The sequence below is a fragment of the Legionella longbeachae genome, from assembly GCF_004283175.1.
Taxonomy (GTDB): Bacteria; Pseudomonadota; Gammaproteobacteria; order Legionellales; family Legionellaceae; genus Legionella; species Legionella longbeachae.
Genome location: NZ_RXNW01000024.1, coordinates 1 through 22,091, shown reverse-complemented (window position 1 = coordinate 22,091; position 22,091 = coordinate 1). Strand labels below are relative to the sequence as shown.

Below are 22,091 nucleotides of genomic sequence, written 5' to 3'. Positions count from 1 at the left end.
AAATTCTTGCATCTTTGATAATATTTACTCAAAATATCTTTTGCTGTATCTGGTTTAAAATCAGGTATCTAAATTCACATAACAGGGGTGTTGAGATGAAGTATACGGTAACTTTTTGCGTATTTGATCATACTGTAGAAGGTAATCCCTTTTGGCATGGTTCTTTTTTTCTATCTAAATTGAATGAAAGCAAACAGTTGCTTGAAGTCGCGGAGACCTGGGGATTTTATGGTGTAACAAGTACAACGGATAGAAAGAGCTGGTGGGGTAAACTAAAAACCAAATTTGCATTGGATGTTGATTTTCAAGGTAATCATGGAATACTCACCCATGAAGAGGTTCGATTTATGGATCTTGGTCATGGGTTGCATGGATATACTTTTGAACTTACTGAGGAACAATTTAATGAAATCCAAAGAAGATGCACTAAAGCAGTAGCTGATCAAGAAGCTGCCATTAAAGAAATTGTAGGTTCTGAAACTCCATCGGATCCAGCGCGAAAAGTAAGATTTTATAAAGAAGAACCAGTATCCAAACATATTTTTGAGATAGAAAAATACAAAGCAAAAATGGAGGGACGTCCTTCTCGTTTAAAGCCATTTGATTTACATGTGTCATTTGGCCTTTTGGGACCAAGCCTTGAAAAATCTCATACTTGTAAAAGTGAAGCACTTAATCTATTGGATGGGATATTAACAGAAGAACAACTTGCCCCATTCAAAGCTTCTTCCTTGCCTCGATTTATAAGTGGTTTAGAGCCTATTCTTTTACATAGTTCTGGTAAATTGCGTACTCATATTCGAAGTTCTGGCAAAGAAGTATTCTATCGCGACAGACACGACGAAGATGTTAAATTGTATTGGAGCGTTCCTCCACAACATATTGAAGCCTTGTCAGCGGATACAATAGATTTATTATCTATAGATAAGGAGTATGTAGGAGAAGTCAAGAACACTGTAAGTAAGTTGCAGCGCTTGGAATGGTCATTAAGAAATGCTTTTTTACCTACTCAATATCAGGAATATAAAGATAATTTACTTGATAAAATCGTTGCTTGTTATAAAGCATTTGCTATTTTGGAGCCTAAAAAAGAGACAAAAATATCAGGATGGCAAGGATTTGCTCTTTCTCTATTCTCATTACCCAGAAGTAGGGAAGAGAAAAAATTACAAGACAAAATTAATCAGGCTAAAATGCTTTTAAATTCTATATACATGGCAATAGTTGATGAGTGGGAAATTGACAATAACTATCCCTCTGAAGTATCTGCCACTGAAAATGATGAAGATTATAATCCGCTAGAAGCTGTCGTTTCTTATTTATCGGTTGATGATAAGAAAAATTTTTGCCAGATATTAGGGCGTAGTTATATCGAGAGTGAAGAGAATGAAGACGTGAGTGAAAAGTCACTTGCAACATCATTTTCACTTACAGCACAAAGATAGTTTTAAAAGAGCGATTCTCGGTTAAGAGTTGCTCTTTTTAGATTAATGTTTACAATAATGTTTTTTCTTAGGCCAAGTTATTTTGGTGGTGGTAATAATGAGCTTTTTCAAGCGAGTGTTTTACTGTTTCTCTTGATAAGTATAAAGGTACTTTTTTTCTTGAAAAAAGAAAGTATTGTTCATGGACGTTTATCAACTAATTCAATTAAATAAGCGCAAATTTAGTGAGGAAATAAACATGAGTACCAGATCGTTCGAGGACAAGAGGACTATGGCTAATCGCATACTCCAAGATTTCAATACTGCCGAAGAAGTAGCAAAATCTTTTTGTAATAAACTGGATGTGTTGCAAAAAGAACTCTGCTCAGCAAAAACAAAAACAGAATTCGATAATGTGGCCAAAGAATTAATTACTCAAGGAAAAGAAGCGCATCAATTTTTATCAACCTTGATGCCAGGGAAGGAGCAAGAGGCTAGGTTAGCTTTAATGTACGGTTCTAAATATGTAGGACAACTCTCAAAATCTACTAGCGGCTCCTCAAAAAAAAGCGCTTTAGATAAAGCTGAATCAGATGCTCTTGAAGAGTTCTTGAAGAACTTAAATGAGGCTCAAAAAAGTGAAGCTCGAAGCTTTATTAAGAGCTTAAAAGAACTTGAGATACTGTCAGAAACTCTTATGAGTCAAGAAGAAAAATTTAAAGAGCGCCTTAGGCAAGCAGATTCAGCAGATGTGATAGATAGGGTTGAAGCTGAAATTTTGGAGAAAAATAATATCCTTGAAGGTTCTTTGAACCGTCTCATCTCTTACCCCCAAGATGAGACTGTAGCTGGGGCACTTGTCAACTTTTTGCAGGTCAATGAACGCCTTTTAAACATAATGCAATCTTTTGATATATACGCCTCTTTAGAGGAAGATCTGTCAAATGCGAGGGCAGAGCTAACGGTAAATAATAGATCTTTACGTGGTTAGACGAGTTGTCATTCGAGTTTGTACAAAATATAAAGCTCTTAAAGCTGTTATAAATGATAGCACCAACAGAGAAAACTTGATTGGGTAATCGTTTGATTCAGGATGTCTAGGTAAGCAAAAGTTGTAGAAGTGACATCTTTTGCTTTAATATATTTGAAATATTCGCGAACATATCAATTTTCATTTAGGTGTGCACACCTACAACTCAATTTCAAAATAATAAATAATTCAATCTTTTCGTAACTTACTTTCTATTCCGTCAGGTAATACACCAGTCGTTTTATTCATTTCGATATCACTCGGGGTTAAGTATTGTGTGTGAAAATGATACATATGGGATAGAAGATCATCAATGTCCTTGTGTCTAAAAAACAGCAATACTACTAGATAGTGAGGTTATTATGTTTGAGGAATTAATAAAAATTTTAGGGGATAAGGTAACAATGCAAAAGGATATTAAGGGTGCGATAACATTGAGTAAAAATATTGCGTATCAAAAAAATGTATCACCTATTTTATCTCTTTTAAAAAACGCACCTGAAAACAGTATCGATGTAGTTGTTTGTAATCAATTAATGAATAAATTTAATAGAAATTGGGATTTCATATGTGCCGTTTATAATTTATTAATCGCTAAACAGGTAGCTAATGAAGCCAGTATTAATAGTTTTATCACAATGGCAGGAAAAAATAGAAAGTTTGAAGCTGCAAAACACGCTTTTGAGTTTGCTAAAACAAAAAAGTTAATTAATGAGATTACATTTAATAGTTTCATTGTTGTTGCAGGAAAAAGTGGGCAATTCCATGCAGCACAAAATGCATTTGAGCTGGCCAAAAAATGGAATTTAACCAATGCAATTACCTATGCGACTTTTATTGATGTGGCTGGAAAACACGGACAATTTGAAGTGGTACAAAATACATTTGAATTAGCAAAAAAATTTAAATTACTCAATGAAGCTACTTTTTCTAGTTTTATTGATGCAGCAGGTAAAAATGGTCGATTTGAATTGGCGCATCATGCTTTTGAATTAGCTAAAAACTGTAACCTTGCTAATGAAGTTACTTTTGCAAGTTTCATTGATGCGGCGGGTAAAAATGGACGATTCGAAATAGCGCAAAGTACTTTTGAATTAGCTAAAATTAAGAACCTGGCAAATCAGGTCACTTTTAATAGTTTCATTAATGCTGCGGGAAAGAATAGACAGTTTGCAGCAGCACAAAATGCATTCGCACAAGCTCAAGAAGAAAGATTACTCGATCCGGTCACATTTGCAAGTTTTATTGATTTAGCAGGGAAAAATGGAGAGTTTGAAGCAGCTCAAGATGCTTTTGAGTTAGCTAAAGAATGGAAACTGGTCAATGAAGTTACATTTAATTGTTTCATTCACATAGCAGGGAAAAATAGACAGTTTGAGGCAGCACAAAGAGCTTTTGAATTAGCGAAAGAAATGAGATTGGCTAATGAAATCACGTTTATTAGTTTCATTGATGTAGCGGAAAAAAACGGGCAATACGAAGCGGCACAAAAAGCTTATGAGTTAGCTAGAAAATGGAAAGTAGCAAATTATTCAAAAGTTGTTTGATGAGAATATCTTACTAAGTTCTGAAACAGCTTCGATGCTTTTTCAGTTCAAGTTAGATGTGATGATGACACGACTTATTATCAAAAAACGCATCTTTCCGGGCAACAAAGTATTGGTATTGGGAAACTGAGATTGCTTAGGCTGTTTGCTACACATAATAAACGAACTGGTATGTTACCAGTTCGTGTTATTATAAATTCAGGTAATTACGCTGACATTCCCTTTACACGTGCTACTAAACGGCTTTTAATTCGAGCAGCTTTATTTTTATGAATCAAACCCTTTCCTGCTGCTTTGTCAATAACAGGCTGTGCTTTAGTATAGGCTGCAAGAGCAGCTTCTTTATCACCTGATTCAACAGCTTTTAGCACATTTTTGATGTAAGTGCGGAACATAGAACGTGCACTGGCATTATGTTGGCGCAGTTTGATGTTTTGGCGAGCGCGTTTGATTGCTGATTTAATATTTGCCACTTAAAAATCTCCACTCATTCAGTAGGTACAAAAGATGATGATCATGCACAACAAGATATAAATTGTCAATATAATTTATTGGTTTGCTCATGAGAAAACCAATTTTCATTCCCATATCACCAAAATAACTGCATGTAGAAAATCTTCATTTTTCTGGTTGCATTACAGGGTCAGATTTTATCCAGAGATCTTTATTGTGTTTCGTTTTTTGGGGCTCTATAATTGTGTTGCAAATTCCATCCAAAATTTACAGGATATTTAATGAAAGACAATATTGAAGAAACCACGGTGGACAAACCTGCTGCAGAGGATTACTCACGAATAATGAATTTTATAGGACAAAATTTATATTCTTCTTTAGCCGAATCTATGGAAAAACTACCTCCTCATTTCCGTAATCAAAAAATGGTATGTAATGCATTATCTGCTTTTTTAGTGAATGTTATTTATCAGCAGTCTTCTGGAAACAAAGAGTCATGCCAAAAAATGTTTGGGGATATTACCCAAATTATCGAAAATCAATTAAATAATATTACCCCAGGCGCAAAGCTATAATCTTCCATACAGCAACACTATCCTATTTAAATTGTCTAAATAGAGTTGAGTCACATTCGACATAAATAGCATTCATTTGCTGTTTATGTCGTGAAAATAGATAATAACATTGAGTTCGTTGAATAAAATATTATTTTGCTTTAGATGTTTCTGGATGATAAAAGGTTGTTGTATATCTCATACTTCATAAGATTATGTAAGAGGAAGGATTTAGGTATATCATAATATATCTTTAGTTTTATGTTTAAAATTATGTCAGTAACCGATGCAAAAAATATGGTACCTAAACGACAAAGCTTATTGCGCTCAACTACGTTAGTATCAGTGATGACTTTTATTTCACGTGTTGTTGGGTTTGTGCGTGATATGGTTCTCGCCAATTTTTTTGGTGCCCAAGCCGGTATGGATGCTTTTTTTGTTGCATTCCGTATTCCTAATTTTATGCGTCGCTTATTTGCAGAAGGGGCTTTTGCCCAGGCATTTGTGCCGGTACTCGCAGAGTATCAAAAAACACGTACACCGGAAGACGTTCGTGTTTTTATTGCGCGTATTGCTGGATATTTAGGATCAATTCTCAGTGTTGTTACTTTAATTGGAATATTTGCTGCGCCTGTCATTATCTTTTTGTTTGCTCCTGGATTTAACCACGATAGTAGTCGTGCTGTATTAGCTACTGAGATGCTGCGAATTACTTTTCCGTTTTTAATGTTAGTTTCTTTAACGGCTATGGCTGGAGCAGTGTTAAATACTTATGGATATTTTGCAATCCCCGCATTTACTCCAGTCTTACTTAATATCTGTATGATTCTTGCGGCGATTTATTTATGCCCTCATTTACCAACCCCGGTAGTAGGTTTGGCGTGGGGGGTACTAATCGCGGGAATTATACAATTGCTTTTTCAAATTCCTTTTTTGCATCAACGTAGTTTATTGGTAAGACCGCGTGTAGTTAGAGATGATGCAGGGGTGAATAAAGTACTAAAATTAATGATACCCGCTTTATTTGGCGTTTCTATAGCCCAGCTTAATCTAATGGTTGATAGTATTTTTGCATCTTTTTTAAAGGTAGGCAGTGTTTCCTGGTTGTATTACACCGATCGCCTCACCGATTTTCCGTTAGGTGTTTTTGGGGTGGCTGTTGCTACTGTAATTTTGCCTCATTTGTCTAGAAGGTATTCTGAACAAAGTATAAGCCAATATTCGAGTGCCCTGGATTGGGGATTACGATTAATTTTGCTGATTGGAATTCCTGCAGGTTTGGGGTTATGCCTATTTGCAATGCCTTTGATTGCCAGTTGTTTTGCTTATGGTAAATTTTCAGCCTATGATGTGCTACAAACCCAGAAGAGTTTAATTACTCTTGGCGCAGGTGTTCCTGCTTTTATGATGGTTAAAGTTTTGGCTTCAGGTTTTTATGCACAACAAGATATCAGTACCCCAGTTAAAGTAGGCGCTATTAGTATGATAATGAATACTTTATTATGTTTTTTGTTTATTAGATATTTTGCTCATGCTGGTTTGACTTTGGCTTCTGCGTTAGCAGGTTATATAAACTGTGGCAGTTTATTGTATTTACTGATTAAACGAGGGGTATTCAAACATTCTTCAGGATGGTTAAAATACAGTATTCAATTGATTTGTGCTAATATTGCAATTAGTGTTTATTTAATATTCACGACTGGAACAGTAAGTTACTGGCTTAGTTTTTCTCCAATAAAACGTCTAAGTGTATTATCACTACATGTTTTGGTGGCAGTAGTTATTTATTTATTGGTTTTAGGATTAACGGGGTTAAGAGCTTCTCATTTTCGTGGCCAAGTGAAGGAATAAGAAATATGCAAGCAAAAATATTTTATGAAACTCAGGGTGATAGAGCTATTCCTCTTTATTTGATTTCACAGGGGCAGTGGGAAGAACAGAGTAGCAAACTAACGTCTGCGGAGCGAAATTGTTTTGCTTTACATCAGTTTAATGGAAACATAGGTGATTCTTGTTCCATCTTTAATGCAGATGGACTCATTGATAAAGTTTATATAGGCTGTGGAGATGAAAACCAGCCTCAAGCTATGGCAAATGCAGCTCTATTACTTCCTCCTGGTACTTATCAAGTACAAGGTTTCTGTTCCCAGGAAGCGTTAATGAATTGGGCTTTAGCGCAATATTGTTTTGAAGCTTATAAGAAAAAAGAAACTGATCCACGGGTTTTGGTGGTCAATTCAGATGATTTAAATGATCTCTTAAATCTAGTACAAGCTCAATTTTTAGTTCGAGATTTAATTAATAAACCAACAAGTGATTTAGGGCCAAAAGAGATGGCTGAGGTGGTTGAGCAATTAGCTACTACACATAATGCTCAATTTAAACAATGGGTTGGAGATGAATTAATCAAGGATAACTTTCCTGCCATCCATGCTGTAGGACGCGCTTCCAAATCTGCGCCCCGTTTGTTGTCCTTAACTTGGGGCGATGAGAAACACCCTCGTATTACGCTGGTAGGAAAAGGAGTATGTTTTGATAGCGGTGGTTTGGACATTAAATCAGCCTATGGAATGCGTCTTATGAAGAAAGACATGGGAGGGGCGGCACATGTAATCGGTCTTGCACAGTGGGTTATGATGCGAAAATTACCTGTTCGATTACACATGCTGATTCCTGCAGTAGAAAATTCTATAGGGCCTGATGCATTTAGACCTGGGGATGTTTTAACCATGCGTAACGGTTTAACTGTAGAAGTACATAATACTGATGCTGAAGGCCGTTTGATTTTGGCTGATGCTTTAGTAAAAGCATGTGAAGAACAACCTGAATTACTAATTGATTTTGCTACGTTAACAGGTGCCGCACGAGTTTCAGTGGGAAGTGAAATTGCTGCTTTTTTTACGAATGACAATAAACTTGCTAAAGAAGTGAGTGATGTTTCTTTGAAAGCAGTCGATCCTGTTTGGCGTTTGCCGTTATTTGATGCTTATGAAGAGATCCTGCGCTCCAATGTAGCTGATTTAAGCAATGCTAGCGATCATCCGTATGCAGGAGCGATTGTTGCAGGGTTATTTTTGCAGCGATTTGTGTCAAAGACTATTCCCTGGATACATCTTGATATTATGGCATGGAATTTAAGCAGTAAGCCGGGTAAACCAGAGGGGGGAGAAGCAATGGGATTTCGTACAATTGCAGCATATTTATTGCAAACTTACGGATAATTACAGGATGAAAAAAATTAAAAGGAGATTGTGATGTTAGTTACTTTTCATACCGATGCTTATGAAGACATTATGTATTTTGCGGATATTGCCAAGGGTTTACTTTCTCTAATGGGGCATAGTGGCACTATCCCAGGAGCAATCAAATCCGCGGATCTTCCTGAGGCTTTGAAAAGATTACAGGAGGGTCTAGGCAAGGAGAATAAAGCAGAAGAGGATGATGAGGAAAACGAGGCACACATCAGTTTGAAAAAGCGTGCCATTCCTTTGATTCATTTATTAGAAGCAGCCATTAAAAGAAATAAAGATGTACTTTGGGATTAATCAAAGAAGTTACCAGTTTGTGAGACTACTCTCAAAGATTGACTCATATCTTAATGGATTATGAAGTCAGACAAAAGCGCATTATTCCAGTTTTTTATTGATTCAGATTAGGTGATGCCAATTGTCAATACACCGTAGATGATCTTTAAGAGTATTTAAGACCTTTACCAAGCTCGTCTTTGTGCCCCAAATTATCGTCTTTGTTGCTAACACTGCCATGATCCTGAGTGATACTGATATCGATTCGTGTGGAACTACTTGAAGGGGCTCCTAATAAAATATCAGCTTTTTCTTGTTTCTCTGTCAGGTCTTTTTCAATCGATTGGTTAAATCCATTGGCAAGACCAGAGAAACCACCAAATAATGCCCCTTTTATTGTACTTCCTATGGTTGAAAGCCCTTTTCCTTCCTGAAATCCGTCTACCATACCTTTCATAGAGCCTTTTACCCCCTCCCAGGTAGCCTTAGCAAAGGCTTTAGTGATACTAAATAGTTTGGAAGGTAAAGAGGTTTGGGAGTCATCTAAAATCGCATTAAAATTTTTAGCTGCACTAACTACATCCTTTCCTAATTTCTCTAGTGCCTGGGTTCCCTCTAAACCTCCAAATTTTTGAGGAGAGCTAAAATCATGGATAACTTCTAATGCTGTATGCATCAATGAGGATCCTGCGCTAGCTAGAGATAAAACACGTAATGAGCCTACAATTTCAGAGCACGTTTTTTCATCAGGCTTTGGTTCACTATTTAAGCGACTTTCTAATTCAGACAAATATTTTCCTTCTTCTTTTAAAATTTCAATTCGTGCTTTATTGGCGTTAAGTGCAGGGTCTTTATCATTTTTAATTTTTTCATAAAGTACCAAGAGTTCATTACCATGATCTTCTCTTAGGTTTGCAATCATTTGTTTTGCTTTATCTCTATCGTTCAAAAATGAATCTGCAAATCCTCTTGAGCCTCCTAATGCTGCACCCATAGTAGCACCTTGTAGAACACCTCCCAGAGTTTTAGAAAGTCCTTCATTTTCAACGAAACCTTGCCTCATTCCTTTACTTGCTCCAATTGCTGTATCTAGACAAGTAGTAACGACTGATTTCATGCAAGTAAGCAATTTGTTGCTTGCAGATCTGGAAGTATCAAACGTCATCTCGTTAAAAGTATCGCCAATACGCCTCGTTTCATTAGATAATTTAGCTAAGAATGTAGGATTACTTTCTTTTGCTATGAGTGTTAACTTTACACTATCAACAAGAAAATTAGTTTTATCTAAATTTTCTTTTATGGTTTGCAGATCGTTTAAAGAATCTTCCATATTACTGCCTAATTGCTCTAAACGAGAACTTGTCTCTGTACATAAATTTATAATATCTGTTTGCAGTTGCACAGGTAGGTTAGGAATAATTGCTTTTTTTTTCAACTCTTCTTGAGCGGTTTGTATCTGCGATAATAATTGTGTGACATCAGAAGCAGGCATTACTTATCTCGAAACATTAAAAATACTATACATATATTATAGGAGAGGTTTTATTGTTCTGATTTTCTAGAGTGAAGGAAAATTCACTATGAGCCAATGCGCTTAAAATACAATAAAAATTAACAGTAGACACCCAAGTTGAATAGGAACAATGCTCCCTTTTGTATCAGTTTATTAAGGCGTCAACACGCCTCAGTAAGTTATTGAAATAATCTATTTCATTAGATGTGTAAATAATTCACATCCATTGGCTTTATAACTTCTATAATGAGCACGGCTTTGTTCTTTTTCTGCCTCACTATTTAGTACTATTTCCATGATACGCTTAAACTTAGAGTAAAATGAGGGGATATTATTTGAAAGGTTCAATAAAATATCATTAAATCCCCTTGGTTCCCGCTCATATCCAATCTGTATTGGGGGGGGCGGTTCGGGCCCCTCGCCTTGCAGATGATGAGGAATAAAGCTGTCTTCTTTGAAAGTCCATAAGAGCTCATCAAGAAATTCAGCATCTTGTTTATTAGCGCACAAGACATAAACCTTATGTCCTTTAACATAGGCTTTTTCTAAGAGGCGACATGCGAGTAACCAACGAGCATTATGCTGCTCGTTGGTTAACAGGTAAAAATCAATGCGAATTGGCTGCATGGCGTAAAATTTGAACTAATAAAGGAACTGGCCTACCGGTAGCATTACGATTTTTACCAAAAATCCAAGCAGTGCCTGCAATATCTATATGCGCCCAACGATATTTTTCGGTAAAACGAGATAGGAAACATGCTGCAGTAATACTACTTGCTGTTCTATCAAAACCAGCATTGATCATATCTGCTAATGGGCTTTCAAGTGCATCTTGGTAAGCGTCATCTAACGGCATACGCCATACCCGATCATTACTTTCTTTTGCAGCTTTTTCTATGAGTTGGGCTAGCTCCTCATCTTGAGTCATAAAACCTGACGCAACTGTCCCTAAAGCGACAATAATGCCACCCGTTAGAGTAGCAACATCAATGACAAATTCAGGTTTATAACGCTCAGCATAAGTGAGCGCATCTGCTAGTACAAGACGGCCTTCAGCATCAGTATTAATAATTTCAACAGTCTGCCCAGACATGCTAGTAACAATGTCTCCTGATTTGACTGACGTACTGCTCACCATATTTTCAGCACTTGCAATTAAGCCGATGACATTTATTGGAAGTTTAAGCAGGGCACAGGCTTTTATTGCTCCTAGTACGCTGGCAGCCCCAGACATATCATATTTCATTTCATCCATAGCATTAGCCGGTTTGATGGATAAACCACCTGAATCAAAAGTGATGCCTTTTCCGACAAGAACAATCGGTGGATTGTTTCCTGCTCCTTGATAGTGAATGTCTATAAGTTTTGGCGGTTGAGCTGATCCTTGTGCGACCGCGAGTAACGTTCCCATACCCATTTCACGCATCTCTTCTGCCCCCATGACTTTACAGCTTATTTCATGAGGAAACTCTTTTGCCAACTGAAGTGATTGCTCACCAAGATACGTAGGAGTACAAATATTAGCGGGCATATTTGCCAAATGGCGGGTTAGTTCAACCCCAGTGGCAATAGCTTTACCTAGTTCTATACACTGCTCACTGGCATTAGGTAAATAAAAAGTAATTGTTTCTAGTTGATGTGGATTTGCTTTTTTCTTTTTGAAATCTAATAGTTGATAACGTTGATTATCTAGTAGGACGATCATCTGTTCCAGCTGCTGATCTGGAGAATAGTCACTAATTTGCGGTATGCATAAAGTTGCAGAGCTGATACGATGTTTTATTAAGGCACCCATTACATCTGTTAAGCGTTTTTGTAACTGGTTCGAATTAAATTTATTTTTTTCACCACATTGTATTATTAATATACTTTCGTGTGAATTGTGATGCCAACGCAGATCGCCTGGTTCTGTTGCTTTGTTAATCAGGTTGTTCATCAATCCACGATGCTCTTTATCTATATTCAGGGCAAAATCAGGAAGCTCTGTATCAGAAAATACTCCAAGTACAAGGCATTCACTAGCAGACAAACTGGGTTTAGAGGTTAATCCGTAATTCATTTTTTAGATCCTAATTGTTAAGTAGATGTTTTACAGTTTGTTAATGGTTTTTGTGGCAACACTACTTGAACATTGATGCCTTTAATTGTAGGGCTATCTAGCGTTTTTTCAAGGTATTCAATCAATGGCACATCAACTACTTTGCCATAATCTGATGATGCTTGTCGAAAGTACAATTGCCCTTTATCGCGAATCGCGAATCCTAAATGTGAAATATTTAATGATGTACCAATTTTTTGACTGAGATCCCAATTTGGACGAACTATTTCAATGATTGCACCATTAGGGATTTGTGCAAATAAGTGCATATTGGGCTTATTTTTTTCAGGAAATAAAGCTGTGAAGGGTAAATAAGGAACTCGTTCTGAAGTAATTTCCAATTTGGAGCCTTCATTTTTCAATTCATCCAGGCGCTTTTCAGTAGTTTCTTTATTCCCATTTTCCAGTCTAATTGTATCAATAGTTTTATAGGCGTACCAATTGGGTTTATTAATTACGGCCTCAGCAATTTTAGCAACTGATTGATGGTTTTGATCTTTGAAGTTTAGGGTAATGTCTTTCAGAAGTCCGCTTTGTTGATTATTTTGATTCCAATCTAGACCTGTAAAATGATTGCGTTGTATGTAAGAAACAGTCCCGTTTTTATAGCGGATATTTTTTACACATTGTTGAAACGATGTAAGTGAGTTTGCTAATGCTAAAGACAAAACAGTGTTGACATAGGTATCACAATCAAAGGCGTCAACCCTATATTGTGGAAATTGATCGTATGATGCTTTAGGACCTTCTCCTAATGAACCCAGTAAATAAGGTACTCCTAAAAATTGACCACTGATCCAATCAATTCTTTGAGGCATCGAATTATTCGGCATGCTATTTAGTCTGTGGTATAGTTCTTCTATTGAGGAGTTAGCCTGTTTCTCAGTGGCACTGGAGTCAAAACTATAACCAACAACAGAAGCGCTTAAGCAGGTTATAAATACCAAATGTCTAAGAGGGATAAATGTATACTTCATGAGTTTTTCAATTTAAAACTTAATAAAAGGTACATATTAACCTGTCCCGGAGGAGGGAAGCAAGAATGCTGAATATAATTTGGCTAAGTATGATATTTATTTCCGTAATCGTTGGTATTATTGAGGGACGAATCGATGAAGTCGCCCGAGCTGTTACTGATTCTGCTAAATTAGGTTTTGAAATAGCTCTTGGCTTGGCTGGAATAATGTCCTTGTGGTTAGGAATTATGTCCATTGCTACAGAATCAGGCTTGGTTAATCTATTGGGAAAGTTGCTTCGGCCAATTTTAAAATGGCTCTTTCCTGATATTCCTCCAGAGCATCCTGCTATGGGAGCTATGACGATGAACATTGCTGCTAATATGTTAGGGTTAGCTAATGCCGCGACTCCATTTGGGCTGCAGGCAATGAAAGAGCTCCAAACTCTAAATGAACATGCAAAAATTGCGACAAATTCCATGTGCACTTTTTTGGCAATTAATACTTCAAGTGTGCAACTCATTCCTGCGACTGCTATTGCATACTTAGCGGCAAATGGGAGTACTAATCCTAGTAGTGTGATTGTTAGCTCATTAATTGCAACAGTAATTTCTACGGTAGTGGCCGTTTTTTCGGTAAAACAATTGGCTAAATTACCTGTGTTTCGTATTAAAAGGACAAAAAGTTTATGAGTGGATTTGCGAATCAATTATCTAATTGGATGCTTTTAGCCTTTGTAGTTGGCATCCCATTATATGCTGCAGCAGTCAAAAAAATTAATGTATTTGATGCGTTTATTGTTGGCGCGAAACAAGGTTTTGATACGATTTTAAATATAGTCCCTTATCTTATTGCGATGATAGTTGCTATTGGAATGCTGCGAGCTTCCGGTTTTTTTAGCTTGATGGCGAAATTGCTTGCACCACTTCTGGAGATGATTGGCATGCCACCAGAGGTATTACCTCTGGCATTGATTCGCCCTTTTTCGGGAAGTGCTTCCACTGGATTGATGGCGGAGTTAATTAATCAATACGGTGGAGATTCATTGATTGCCAAGATTGCAGCAACGATGATGGGAAGTACAGAGACGACTTTTTACGTTATTGCGGTGTATTTTGGTTCTATAGGCATTCGCCGTACACGGCATGCTATCCCTGCAGGTTTATTAGCCGATTTAGCTGGTATTATTGCCTCTGTTATGGTTTGTCGTTATTTATTTGAATTATAATCAAAGCATCACGTTGGACTTTTAAGCCCAACGCAATATATGGCTATTTATTGGTTAGCGTCTGTTTTTAATTTTCCCTTATTGAGTTGGTCTATAAATGGATTTCTATTTTCAGATATTCTTTGTTCAGATACGGGCATTAACTCTTTGACCATTTCAGCAACTTCTTCCTTTGTTTTGGGAGCAAATTTATTACAACGATTTAGAGATTGATTGTAACAATCCAAAAATCGACTCCTTAGCTCCTCATTTTTTACAAGTTGCTATACCTTTTATGAGTAATGTGCATTTTCACTCAACACAACTCCTGTCTCAGAATTTTCCTTAAGCCAGGATTCAAAATCTATAGAGAGCTTTCAGACGATTTGTGGTAATCAACGGTGATAGTATTATCCTGAATAGTAATAACTTGATCTAAATTGAGTTCCTCACGTTTATATTGTGATACCATAGATGGAAGTTTTGATGTACTTGGATTACATCTTTTGAGTTAGGCATATTTAGGCTTACAAAACATTATAATGAATTTTATTTATCAACTTGTTAAGTGCTTTTCTGAGTGCTTTTAAACGTATTCATCTGAGCGTTAATAAGAGTGGGGTAATATTGGCAGGGAATGGTAAATAGATGAATTTATCGACAATTTTTTCGAAAAAATGGGGAATTTACCGGAATTGCTTTATTGCAACATTCTAAATGTTATTGGATATATGACTTGTAGTTGAACTGTCTATTAAGCGACCCTTATCACTAATGTCTCTGCATTGAATCACATACAATTGTTGATCTACAATAATCCATTCGATATCTTGGGCTTTGCCGAATAATGTTTCTAACTGACGTCCTAATTGATATAAATCTCGGTATTGTTTGGGAGTCAATATACTTTTTTCACCCTGCTCATAGAATGTTTGGCCTTCTGCATTGATGTGTAATGATGCTACAGCGCTATTACCTTCCGTAACTCCTTCAATCCCATTGCTTGCTACTTCAATACACATTAATTCAGCGATTTCACTTTCGGTAAATAATACTCCACCGGCTTGACCCTTAATGTAGGGTTGTATAATAAGGTTCAGGTTTATTTTATTTTCTCCACTATATTCTTTGATAAGTTCGTGGCGCTGTATCATATTTTTCCATGAAGCACAGAGTGCGGAAATAAATTCTTCTACACTGGTGATATTTGCTTGTGAGTAAAATATACCCGCATAACTATAAAAGCTTGAATCTTCTACATTAGTAGAGGAGCGTACAATAATGGATGTTTGTTCTGATACCAGCTCAAATAGTTGCTTTAATTCTTCAAAATATTCCGGCCATAGTGGATCTTGGTTTGAGGAGGAAACCAAATCATATATTTTCTTGATGGTGTTATGTTTTAAAAGAATACTTTCTGGAATTTTAAATTGATTATGGATCAATACAGCCAAACGTTGGGCTTTATTGCCTATAGTTAAGTTATCCTTTTGTGCTTCAAGGAAATCCCATTCAATGAGTTTATTTTTCAAAATACGTACTTGATTTCCTGAGTGGATGACTAATTTGTCTTTATTCTCAATGGTAGATATGGGAAATTGAGCAATCATGACTATATTTTTTTCTCGCGCGATGATGGAGCTATGACTTAGGTAGCCTCCTTTTTTTAAAATGATGGCTTTAATGTGTTGGCAAGAAAGAATTTGTTCTGGAAGGAGGTTATCTGCAATTAAAATACTGCATCGCTCTAGAGCTTCAAGATTAAGCCCTTCTTTAAAAACTATTGCAGTGCCGCTACATATACGCTGCTTCCCTGCGACTCTAAGTGCAGTAGATTGCGATTGGCTATTTGCAATTTTTTCCGTTGTGTTTAAAGGCAGTTGCTCGATGTCATGTAATGAAAATGCATTGGGGAATTGATGCTCATTCTGTAGCTTCCATGTTGTATAGCGGTCATTCAATAATTTAATGAGTGTATTTCGTTTCTTAGGCAATGAGCAGAACTCATTCAATGTTAAATAAGTGAGGCTTAAGGGTAATTCTAATTGTTGTGTTAACTTTTCCAGGAGTAAATTTATGAGTTGCCATTCTTTTAACTGAAATTGTCGCAAAAGAGTGCGTACATATTCTGTTTTTAAAAAAGAATCACGAAGATTTGAGTTTGAGTTTTGCTTTAAATTTATTTTAAAGTTTGATTGATCGGATAACTGATAGTAAGAAGTGTTTTCTATAGATTGTGGTGCTTCAATTGGTGAGTGAAGTAACTCCGATATATTAGATGATGTTTTGGTTGCTGCAATTTGCAGTTGGCGAAATGCATCTTGGTGCAAAAGGCTGCTATAAAATTGCCACATGGTACTTTGTTTGTACAAAGATGTAAGCGCGCGTTTCAGAATTTGTTGCAACATCCATACCGATAAAGGCTGATGCAAATATTCAGTAAGTTTCATTATTCTTAACTGTGCCTTAGGGGCTATGAGCATATGGTAATCTTGAAGGATGCTTTCTGTAGCCAGGCGAAATTGCAATCGCACTACTTTGTTACGAATCCACGCAAGCAATTTATTGCTGGAAAAAATTGCTTGTTCAAATGCATTATCAATATAAATTTGATTGCAAAATACAAGAAACTGCTCTTGGGTTATTTCCTTCTTTTTAATTAACAAACCTAATTTACGCAAGGCCTTAAGACACCCACCTTGATCACCCCAACGTTGTTTGAGCATACTAAGCAATAGTGGTGATGGATTTGTAAATGTTTCTTGTAATGGTAACGAGGTAAATCGCTGATCCTGAATAATTCCTGGAAGGATTTGATAATGTTTTAATAAAATCTGGCGATTTAAAACCTTACTGTCACGATGATTATGATGTAACCTAATTAAAGCAATACGATGTTCCTGATCAAGCGTAAGCTGTATATCTTGTTGAAATAATAGTAATAAATTTCGAGCCATACCTGACAGTTTTTTGAGTTTTCCTTCATTTAAATCATACTTTTCCTGAAACGATGCACTTTGACTGGGCTTATTAGTGTTGATAATAAAGCTGGTGAATAAACCTAAGTAGATTGATTGATCCTCTATAGTAAGCTCAATTGTACCTAAAGAGCGTTCGCTGTTGGTATTTATTTGGATATAAGAGTCTCCGCCAGAATGACACTCATAATGGCATTGTTTCAGCAAACTTAATGCCTGTTCATCAGAATTTTTAAACTGATGAATAAACGCATACAGTAACAAATCAACAATAAGAGGAACCAATAGAAAAATACTAATAATCAACATGCTTGATAAAGGAAGCGGGATTAAATAAAGCACGTACAGGCATGCACAGGGAATGAGGATCACTCTCCATGACATTTGTCGCACCGTGAGTTTGCTTTTAGTAGGGGCGAAAACAGAAGTTAATCGATATCGTAAAAAATCGAGTCGATTTTTTTTGGGATACACAAGATAGATTCCCAAGACCAAGACAAAAAGCGTATAAATTGGAATAAGATAAGCTGCATTCATAGGCAGATTGGGATCGACTTTATAAAGATAGACATCAAAGGGGATATTCAGTTGCATACTGAATGCGATAGTAGGCACCGTCATAATAAGACTTATCAGCACATTGGCCCATTGATACCATGCTGAAGCTTCAGCAAATAGACTTGCAAATAATTCTTTACGGCGGATGAAAAGTAATGTGGCAAACAAAATGCTTAATACCGTTAAAAATCCTATTATTGGAAACGATTGCATTTGATTACTAGAGGTAAAATAAGAGCTAACACTCTTGAATTTTTTATTTAACTGCTCAGAAAGCTCATCATGAGATTGTGTATCACTTATGATGGGGATACCTTGCTGGGAAATAACTTGTTGGTATTTTAGTAATGCTTGATTACCCTCTTGAAATTGAAGCAGGGTAAATGGCGCTTTTTTTAATAAGTATTGTGCGTAATCCCACGGAACATTAATCACAACAGAAGCGGGGCTTTGCTCACCCAATGTCATGAACTGATATAGTCCATCAGGAAAATAAAAAAGTCTTTTCTCATCAAGTGCTTGCTTTAATAAACTTCGGTCAGCATTTAACCAGCTTAAAGTTGCTGATTTGAAGCCATTGTCACAATAAAGAATGATTTTTTTGTCAGTATTCTTTTTTAAATAGTCGTTAAGACCTGTACCCGCAGGAAAATTAAGGGAGCCTGCTATATGAATTTTGTCGTATTCACCACTATCACGTAAATCAATAAAGACAAATTGAGAATTTGCGTCTTTCCAATTTTTTATCATTTGAACCGTTACAGGAGTATTTTGAATGCCTATAGGAGGAATTTTTGAAAAACTCAGAGCGAAAATTGATAGTATAAGTATGAAAACAATCCAAGGCAGATAAAGACGCCATAACATGTATAACTTTGTTTTTATCCAAATGTATTTAAAGAAAATACTTATAAGGCCAATCACTATTAGTCCCGAATAAATCAGGCTTCCTCCAAGAAAGGCTAAAGTTTCTGGGGGAGGGATAGCATAAACAGGATTCGCATAAGTTAATAAAAGCGATAAGACAACAAAGGGTTTGAATAAAATCCATCTTGGAGGTGAATGCTGGGGTATCGGCTGTGGTGAAAAGGGACTAGGGATTAGGAACTTCATTTCATTCAATATACAGATGCATAAGCTTTAGAATTAGTATAATCCCAAAAATGGAAATATGCGAAGTTCCGTTTTTATGTGAAATTACACATTAACCAACTTTGGTTTTCCTTTTTTGTTGGGTATTTTTTTTGTTTTTATCCGCATAATTTGGATTTTCAAGTAATTTGAATTGTGCAAATATTTTTTGAGTTTTTGCCTTAAATACAGCCATTTCTCGGGCAGGCACGGGAGATGCTGTGGGTAAGTACGTTGTGGTTGGGTTTCTTGGTTGATTATGGACATGTAGTTCATAATGACAATGCGGCCCTGTAGCCAGACCTGTTTGGCCTACATAGCCTATGACTTGCCCCCGTCTTATTTTACTGCCTTTGGAGAGCCCCTTTTCAAAGCGAAGCATGTGCCCATAAAGCGTACTGTATGTTTTATCATGTTTAATTTCAATCATATTGCCATAGCCGTTATGACGACCAATGTTTGTAATGATCCCATCACCTACGGATTGAATAGGAGTGCCAATTGGGGCTGCCAAATCAACACCTTTATGTGCTCTTCTATAGTGTAATATAGGATGTTGTCTTGAGGCAGAAAAGGTTGAACTGATATGGCTAAACTTGATGGGATAGCGTGAAAAGGCCTTTTTAAAGCTTTCTCCTTTGGGAGTATAATAATCACGGTTCCCATTTCTGCTAATATGGCGAACAGCCTGCGCTGTTTTTCCTTGATTGGTATAGCTTACGGCAACAACATCACCGATACCAACCATTTTGTCTTCTACATAAAAACTTTCATAAGCAATTGAAAATCGATCCCCACTTCGAATCGAACGTGAAAAATCAATCTCCTTGCGTAAAATAGTAGTCATTTGTTGAATCAATTTCCTGGGTATCCCTAAGCTTTGGGCTGTAGTATACAGAGAACCTTTAACTACACCGGAAATGTATCGTTCTTTAGTTGTTACCTTTTTAGATTCAACTTTAGTTTTATAAACGGCTCCATCCCTATAAACAGTCAGTGTTTGTATGTTATTCATTGGGATGATTAACTTTTCTAGTTTATGTTTATTAATTAAAAACTTTAACTCCTGTTTAGGATTTATTGCTGTAAGTGCTTTAGCATGAGGATTTTTCTGCAGTACCAGCTGTAAATTTTGTGCGGTTAGACCTAGGCGTTTAAATATAATGGCCATAGAATCACCTGAGCGAGGCTTTATAGTTTGCCATTCATTGTCTTTAACGATTTGTTTGGCAGGTTTTATTGCATTAACGACATTCTCAACAACTGCCTTGGCTCTATCTTCAATTATTTCCAGTTTACTTTCCTTATTAACTGGTGCTTGTTCCTCGGCAATGGGGGTTTCATCATTTAGATCATCTTCACCTTGATCTTGATAGTCATCATATTGTTCTTCTTGCTCTTCTTCTTGGTTAGGTAATGAAATGGGCTGGATAGTCGATTCGGTATATGAGTCATGTGAAAATTTTTTTACAAGAAAATAAGGCAACAAAAAGGCAATAATCAAGGCAAAACCCATTAATACCTTAGAAGGCTTAGCTTTTTTATTTTTATTTGTTCTTCGTTTTTCGATGTATAAATAAGGTTTTTTATCCATTGTTTGCCTATACATTGTCATTCGAAAGCATGCTATTGTCTTCACTGAGACAATTTCGACTGACAAATTATCTTAAATCAGCTTTTTAGGTATGGCAGGAAATTGCCAACCGGGCTAAGATACTCGGTGTGAGAAGATAGGTCAATCATTTAAAAGGTTTTGATGCGATGATAGTTGAAGATTCAGTGTGTTCTGAGCTAGTAAGAGGGTGTGAGGAAGTACTTCCAGAGCATGATCTGGAAAAAAAATTACAAAAAGGGGGCAGTTTAAAAATTAAAGCGGGTTTTGATCCGACAGCACCTGATTTGCATTTGGGACATACTGTATTACTTAATAAGTTAAGACAATTCCAACAATTTGGCCATGAAGTTATTTTTTTAATTGGTGATTTCACCGCAATGATTGGTGATCCAACCGGAAAAAATGTCACTCGCTTGCCTCTTAGCCAAGAAACAGTATTGGAAAACGCCAAAACATACCAGGAACAAGTATTTAAAATTTTAGACCCTCTGAAAACAAGGGTAGCGTTTAACTCGCAATGGCTTGCTCAATTTAGTGCGGTGGATTTAATTCGTCTGGCAGCCACACATACGGTAGCGCGTATGTTGGAACGTGATGATTTTAATAAACGTTATATTTCCAACCAACCAATAGCAATCCATGAGTTTTTATATCCATTACTGCAGGGATATGATTCTGTGGCACTTAAAGCAGATGTAGAGCTTGGTGGCTCTGATCAGAAGTTTAACTTATTAATGGGGCGTGAGTTACAAAAGCATTATGGTTTTGAACCCCAGGTAGTGATGATGACTCCGTTGATAGAGGGATTAGATGGGGTCAAAAAAATGTCTAAATCTCTGGATAATTATATAGGCATTAATGAACCTGCTGCAGAAATGTTTGGTAAAATAATGTCAATCTCTGATGAACTAATGTGGCGATATATCAACTTATTAAGTTTTAAAACAGGAAATGAAATAGCAGCATTAAAAAATTCTGTGTTACAGGGTGCGAATCCCAGAGACATCAAAATTGAGTTTGCCAAGGAAATCGTTACACGATTTCATGATCAACAACAAGCAGAGAAAGCTCATATCGACTTTATTGAACGTTTTCAGAAGGGCGTTATTCCTGAGGATTTAGAAGAACAAATCGTAACACTGCAAAACTCACTATCATTAGCGCAACTTTTAAAACAAGCAAATTTAACCCAAAGCACTTCAGAATCAATGCGCTTAATCAAGCAGGGTGCAGTAAAAATCGATGGTAATAAGGTTGAGGATCCAGGCCTGGAGCTGGCGCTGGGGCAAACTTATATAATTCAAGTTGGCAAGCGTAGAATAGCTAAGTTGCGCTTACAATAAACAGTGTGACATCATTTTTTAAAAATAATGCAGAAAGTGTTTGACACTGAGTCTGAAATGAGTAGAATACGCAGCACACCTTGAGGGTGAAGTTCATTAAGAATAGAGAAGACAAACTGTGTGGGCACTTTGAAAGACTTTGAGTGCTGATGAAGTATAT

Annotated in this window: 18 protein-coding genes; 10 read left to right on the top strand and 8 right to left on the bottom strand. The window is 36.5% G+C overall.

Annotated elements, in window-relative coordinates; all coding sequences use genetic code 11:
• Nucleotides 1-95 precede the first annotated feature (95 nt).
• From EKG34_RS17635 to EKG34_RS17625, 3 genes are all read left to right on the top strand, one after another.
• Nucleotides 96-1,445 carry a hypothetical protein gene (locus tag EKG34_RS17635; protein WP_003635467.1) on the top strand — a complete coding sequence of 450 codons (1,350 nt, stop codon included), beginning with the start codon at nt 96-98 and terminating at the stop codon, nt 1,443-1,445.
• A 271-nt stretch (nt 1,446-1,716) separates the two neighbouring features.
• Nucleotides 1,717-2,415, top strand: coding sequence for a hypothetical protein (locus tag EKG34_RS17630; protein WP_003635471.1), 699 nt, complete (start codon nt 1,717-1,719; stop codon nt 2,413-2,415).
• Between the two features lie 401 nt (nt 2,416-2,816).
• Nucleotides 2,817-4,001 (top strand): pentatricopeptide repeat-containing protein, encoded by a 1,185-nt coding sequence (locus EKG34_RS17625; RefSeq protein WP_003635473.1) that lies wholly within the window; start codon nt 2,817-2,819, stop codon nt 3,999-4,001.
• A gap of 206 nt (nt 4,002-4,207) precedes the next feature.
• On the opposite strand, the gene rpsT is transcribed toward EKG34_RS17625, so the two are convergent.
• Nucleotides 4,208-4,474, bottom strand: coding sequence for a 30S ribosomal protein S20 (gene rpsT / locus EKG34_RS17620; protein ID WP_003635474.1), 267 nt, complete (start codon nt 4,472-4,474; stop codon nt 4,208-4,210).
• Between the two features lie 261 nt (nt 4,475-4,735).
• On the opposite strand from rpsT, the gene EKG34_RS17615 reads away from it, so the two are divergent.
• From EKG34_RS17615 to EKG34_RS17600, 4 genes are all read left to right on the top strand, one after another.
• Complete coding sequence (locus tag EKG34_RS17615; protein WP_003635478.1) at nt 4,736-5,029, top strand: hypothetical protein; 294 nt, start codon at nt 4,736-4,738, stop codon at nt 5,027-5,029.
• Nucleotides 5,030-5,281: 252 nt separating this feature from the next.
• The gene (gene murJ, locus EKG34_RS17610; RefSeq protein WP_003635481.1) at nt 5,282-6,859 is read left to right on the top strand and encodes a murein biosynthesis integral membrane protein MurJ; all 1,578 of its coding nucleotides are present in this window, start codon (nt 5,282-5,284) and stop codon (nt 6,857-6,859) included.
• Between the two features lie 5 nt (nt 6,860-6,864).
• Entirely contained in the window at nt 6,865-8,229 is a 1,365-nt protein-coding gene (locus EKG34_RS17605; RefSeq protein WP_003635483.1) for a leucyl aminopeptidase family protein, read from the top strand.
• Nucleotides 8,230-8,262: 33 nt separating this feature from the next.
• Nucleotides 8,263-8,553, top strand: coding sequence for a DUF1840 domain-containing protein (locus tag EKG34_RS17600; protein ID WP_003635486.1), 291 nt, complete (start codon nt 8,263-8,265; stop codon nt 8,551-8,553).
• A 145-nt stretch (nt 8,554-8,698) separates the two neighbouring features.
• On the opposite strand, the gene EKG34_RS17595 is transcribed toward EKG34_RS17600, so the two are convergent.
• The 4 genes from EKG34_RS17595 to EKG34_RS17580 form a co-directional block, all read right to left on the bottom strand.
• Nucleotides 8,699-10,024: a hypothetical protein gene (locus tag EKG34_RS17595; RefSeq protein WP_003635488.1), complete on the bottom strand. Its 1,326-nt coding sequence runs from the start codon at nt 10,022-10,024 to the stop codon at nt 8,699-8,701.
• Nucleotides 10,025-10,237: 213 nt separating this feature from the next.
• Nucleotides 10,238-10,672, bottom strand: coding sequence for a DNA polymerase III subunit chi (locus EKG34_RS17590; protein WP_003635490.1), 435 nt, complete (start codon nt 10,670-10,672; stop codon nt 10,238-10,240).
• Nucleotides 10,653-12,104, bottom strand: a complete 1,452-nt coding sequence (locus EKG34_RS17585) for a leucyl aminopeptidase (protein ID WP_003635493.1) — start codon at nt 12,102-12,104, stop codon at nt 10,653-10,655. The genes EKG34_RS17590 and EKG34_RS17585 overlap by 20 nt, the downstream gene beginning before the upstream one ends.
• Nucleotides 12,105-12,121: 17 nt before the next feature.
• The gene (locus EKG34_RS17580) at nt 12,122-13,120 is read right to left on the bottom strand and encodes an N-acetylmuramoyl-L-alanine amidase-like domain-containing protein (protein WP_003635494.1); all 999 of its coding nucleotides are present in this window, start codon (nt 13,118-13,120) and stop codon (nt 12,122-12,124) included.
• A 65-nt stretch (nt 13,121-13,185) separates the two neighbouring features.
• Here EKG34_RS17580 and EKG34_RS17575 point away from each other — a divergent pair, with 65 nt between their 5' ends.
• On the top strand, nt 13,186-13,791 hold the full coding sequence (locus EKG34_RS17575; protein ID WP_003635496.1) for a nucleoside recognition domain-containing protein: 606 nt from the start codon (nt 13,186-13,188) through the stop codon (nt 13,789-13,791).
• Nucleotides 13,788-14,327, top strand: a complete 540-nt coding sequence (locus tag EKG34_RS17570; RefSeq protein ID WP_003635499.1) for a spore maturation protein — start codon at nt 13,788-13,790, stop codon at nt 14,325-14,327. The genes EKG34_RS17575 and EKG34_RS17570 overlap by 4 nt, the downstream gene beginning before the upstream one ends.
• Nucleotides 14,328-14,374: 47 nt before the next feature.
• On the opposite strand, the gene EKG34_RS17565 is transcribed toward EKG34_RS17570, so the two are convergent.
• From EKG34_RS17565 to EKG34_RS17555, 3 genes are all read right to left on the bottom strand, one after another.
• A complete protein-coding gene (locus EKG34_RS17565; protein WP_012979342.1) occupies nt 14,375-14,554 on the bottom strand; it encodes a hypothetical protein in 180 nt (59 codons plus the stop codon).
• A gap of 465 nt (nt 14,555-15,019) precedes the next feature.
• Nucleotides 15,020-18,955 carry a rhodanese-like domain-containing protein gene (locus tag EKG34_RS17560; protein ID WP_012979341.1) on the bottom strand — a complete coding sequence of 1,312 codons (3,936 nt, stop codon included), beginning with the start codon at nt 18,953-18,955 and terminating at the stop codon, nt 15,020-15,022.
• Nucleotides 18,956-19,046: 91 nt separating this feature from the next.
• Complete coding sequence (locus tag EKG34_RS17555; RefSeq protein ID WP_003635503.1) at nt 19,047-20,567, bottom strand: M23 family metallopeptidase; 1,521 nt, start codon at nt 20,565-20,567, stop codon at nt 19,047-19,049.
• Nucleotides 20,568-20,734: 167 nt separating this feature from the next.
• On the opposite strand from EKG34_RS17555, the gene tyrS reads away from it, so the two are divergent.
• On the top strand, nt 20,735-21,931 hold the full coding sequence (gene tyrS, locus EKG34_RS17550; protein WP_003635505.1) for a tyrosine--tRNA ligase: 1,197 nt from the start codon (nt 20,735-20,737) through the stop codon (nt 21,929-21,931).
• Nucleotides 21,932-22,091: the final 160 nt, after the last annotated feature.

What these genes read in the sequence shown, in the direction of transcription:
- EKG34_RS17635 (WP_003635467.1), top strand. Translation starts at nt 96, where the DNA reads ATGAAGTATACGGTAACTTTTTGCGTATTTGATCATACTGTAGAAGGT.
- EKG34_RS17630 (WP_003635471.1), top strand. Translation starts at nt 1,717, where the DNA reads ATGGCTAATCGCATACTCCAAGATTTCAATACTGCCGAAGAAGTAGCA.
- EKG34_RS17625 (WP_003635473.1), top strand. Translation starts at nt 2,817, where the DNA reads ATGTTTGAGGAATTAATAAAAATTTTAGGGGATAAGGTAACAATGCAA.
- EKG34_RS17615 (WP_003635478.1), top strand. Translation starts at nt 4,736, where the DNA reads ATGAAAGACAATATTGAAGAAACCACGGTGGACAAACCTGCTGCAGAG.
- murJ (WP_003635481.1), top strand. Translation starts at nt 5,282, where the DNA reads ATGTCAGTAACCGATGCAAAAAATATGGTACCTAAACGACAAAGCTTA.
- EKG34_RS17605 (WP_003635483.1), top strand. Translation starts at nt 6,865, where the DNA reads ATGCAAGCAAAAATATTTTATGAAACTCAGGGTGATAGAGCTATTCCT.
- EKG34_RS17600 (WP_003635486.1), top strand. Translation starts at nt 8,263, where the DNA reads ATGTTAGTTACTTTTCATACCGATGCTTATGAAGACATTATGTATTTT.
- EKG34_RS17595 (WP_003635488.1), bottom strand. Translation starts at nt 10,024, where the DNA reads ATGCCTGCTTCTGATGTCACACAATTATTATCGCAGATACAAACCGCT.
- EKG34_RS17590 (WP_003635490.1), bottom strand. Translation starts at nt 10,672, where the DNA reads ATGCAGCCAATTCGCATTGATTTTTACCTGTTAACCAACGAGCAGCAT.
- EKG34_RS17585 (WP_003635493.1), bottom strand. Translation starts at nt 12,104, where the DNA reads ATGAATTACGGATTAACCTCTAAACCCAGTTTGTCTGCTAGTGAATGC.
- EKG34_RS17580 (WP_003635494.1), bottom strand. Translation starts at nt 13,120, where the DNA reads ATGAAGTATACATTTATCCCTCTTAGACATTTGGTATTTATAACCTGC.
- EKG34_RS17575 (WP_003635496.1), top strand. Translation starts at nt 13,186, where the DNA reads ATGCTGAATATAATTTGGCTAAGTATGATATTTATTTCCGTAATCGTT.
- EKG34_RS17570 (WP_003635499.1), top strand. Translation starts at nt 13,788, where the DNA reads ATGAGTGGATTTGCGAATCAATTATCTAATTGGATGCTTTTAGCCTTT.
- EKG34_RS17560 (WP_012979341.1), bottom strand. Translation starts at nt 18,955, where the DNA reads ATGAAGTTCCTAATCCCTAGTCCCTTTTCACCACAGCCGATACCCCAG.
- EKG34_RS17555 (WP_003635503.1), bottom strand. Translation starts at nt 20,567, where the DNA reads ATGGATAAAAAACCTTATTTATACATCGAAAAACGAAGAACAAATAAA.
- tyrS (WP_003635505.1), top strand. Translation starts at nt 20,735, where the DNA reads ATGATAGTTGAAGATTCAGTGTGTTCTGAGCTAGTAAGAGGGTGTGAG.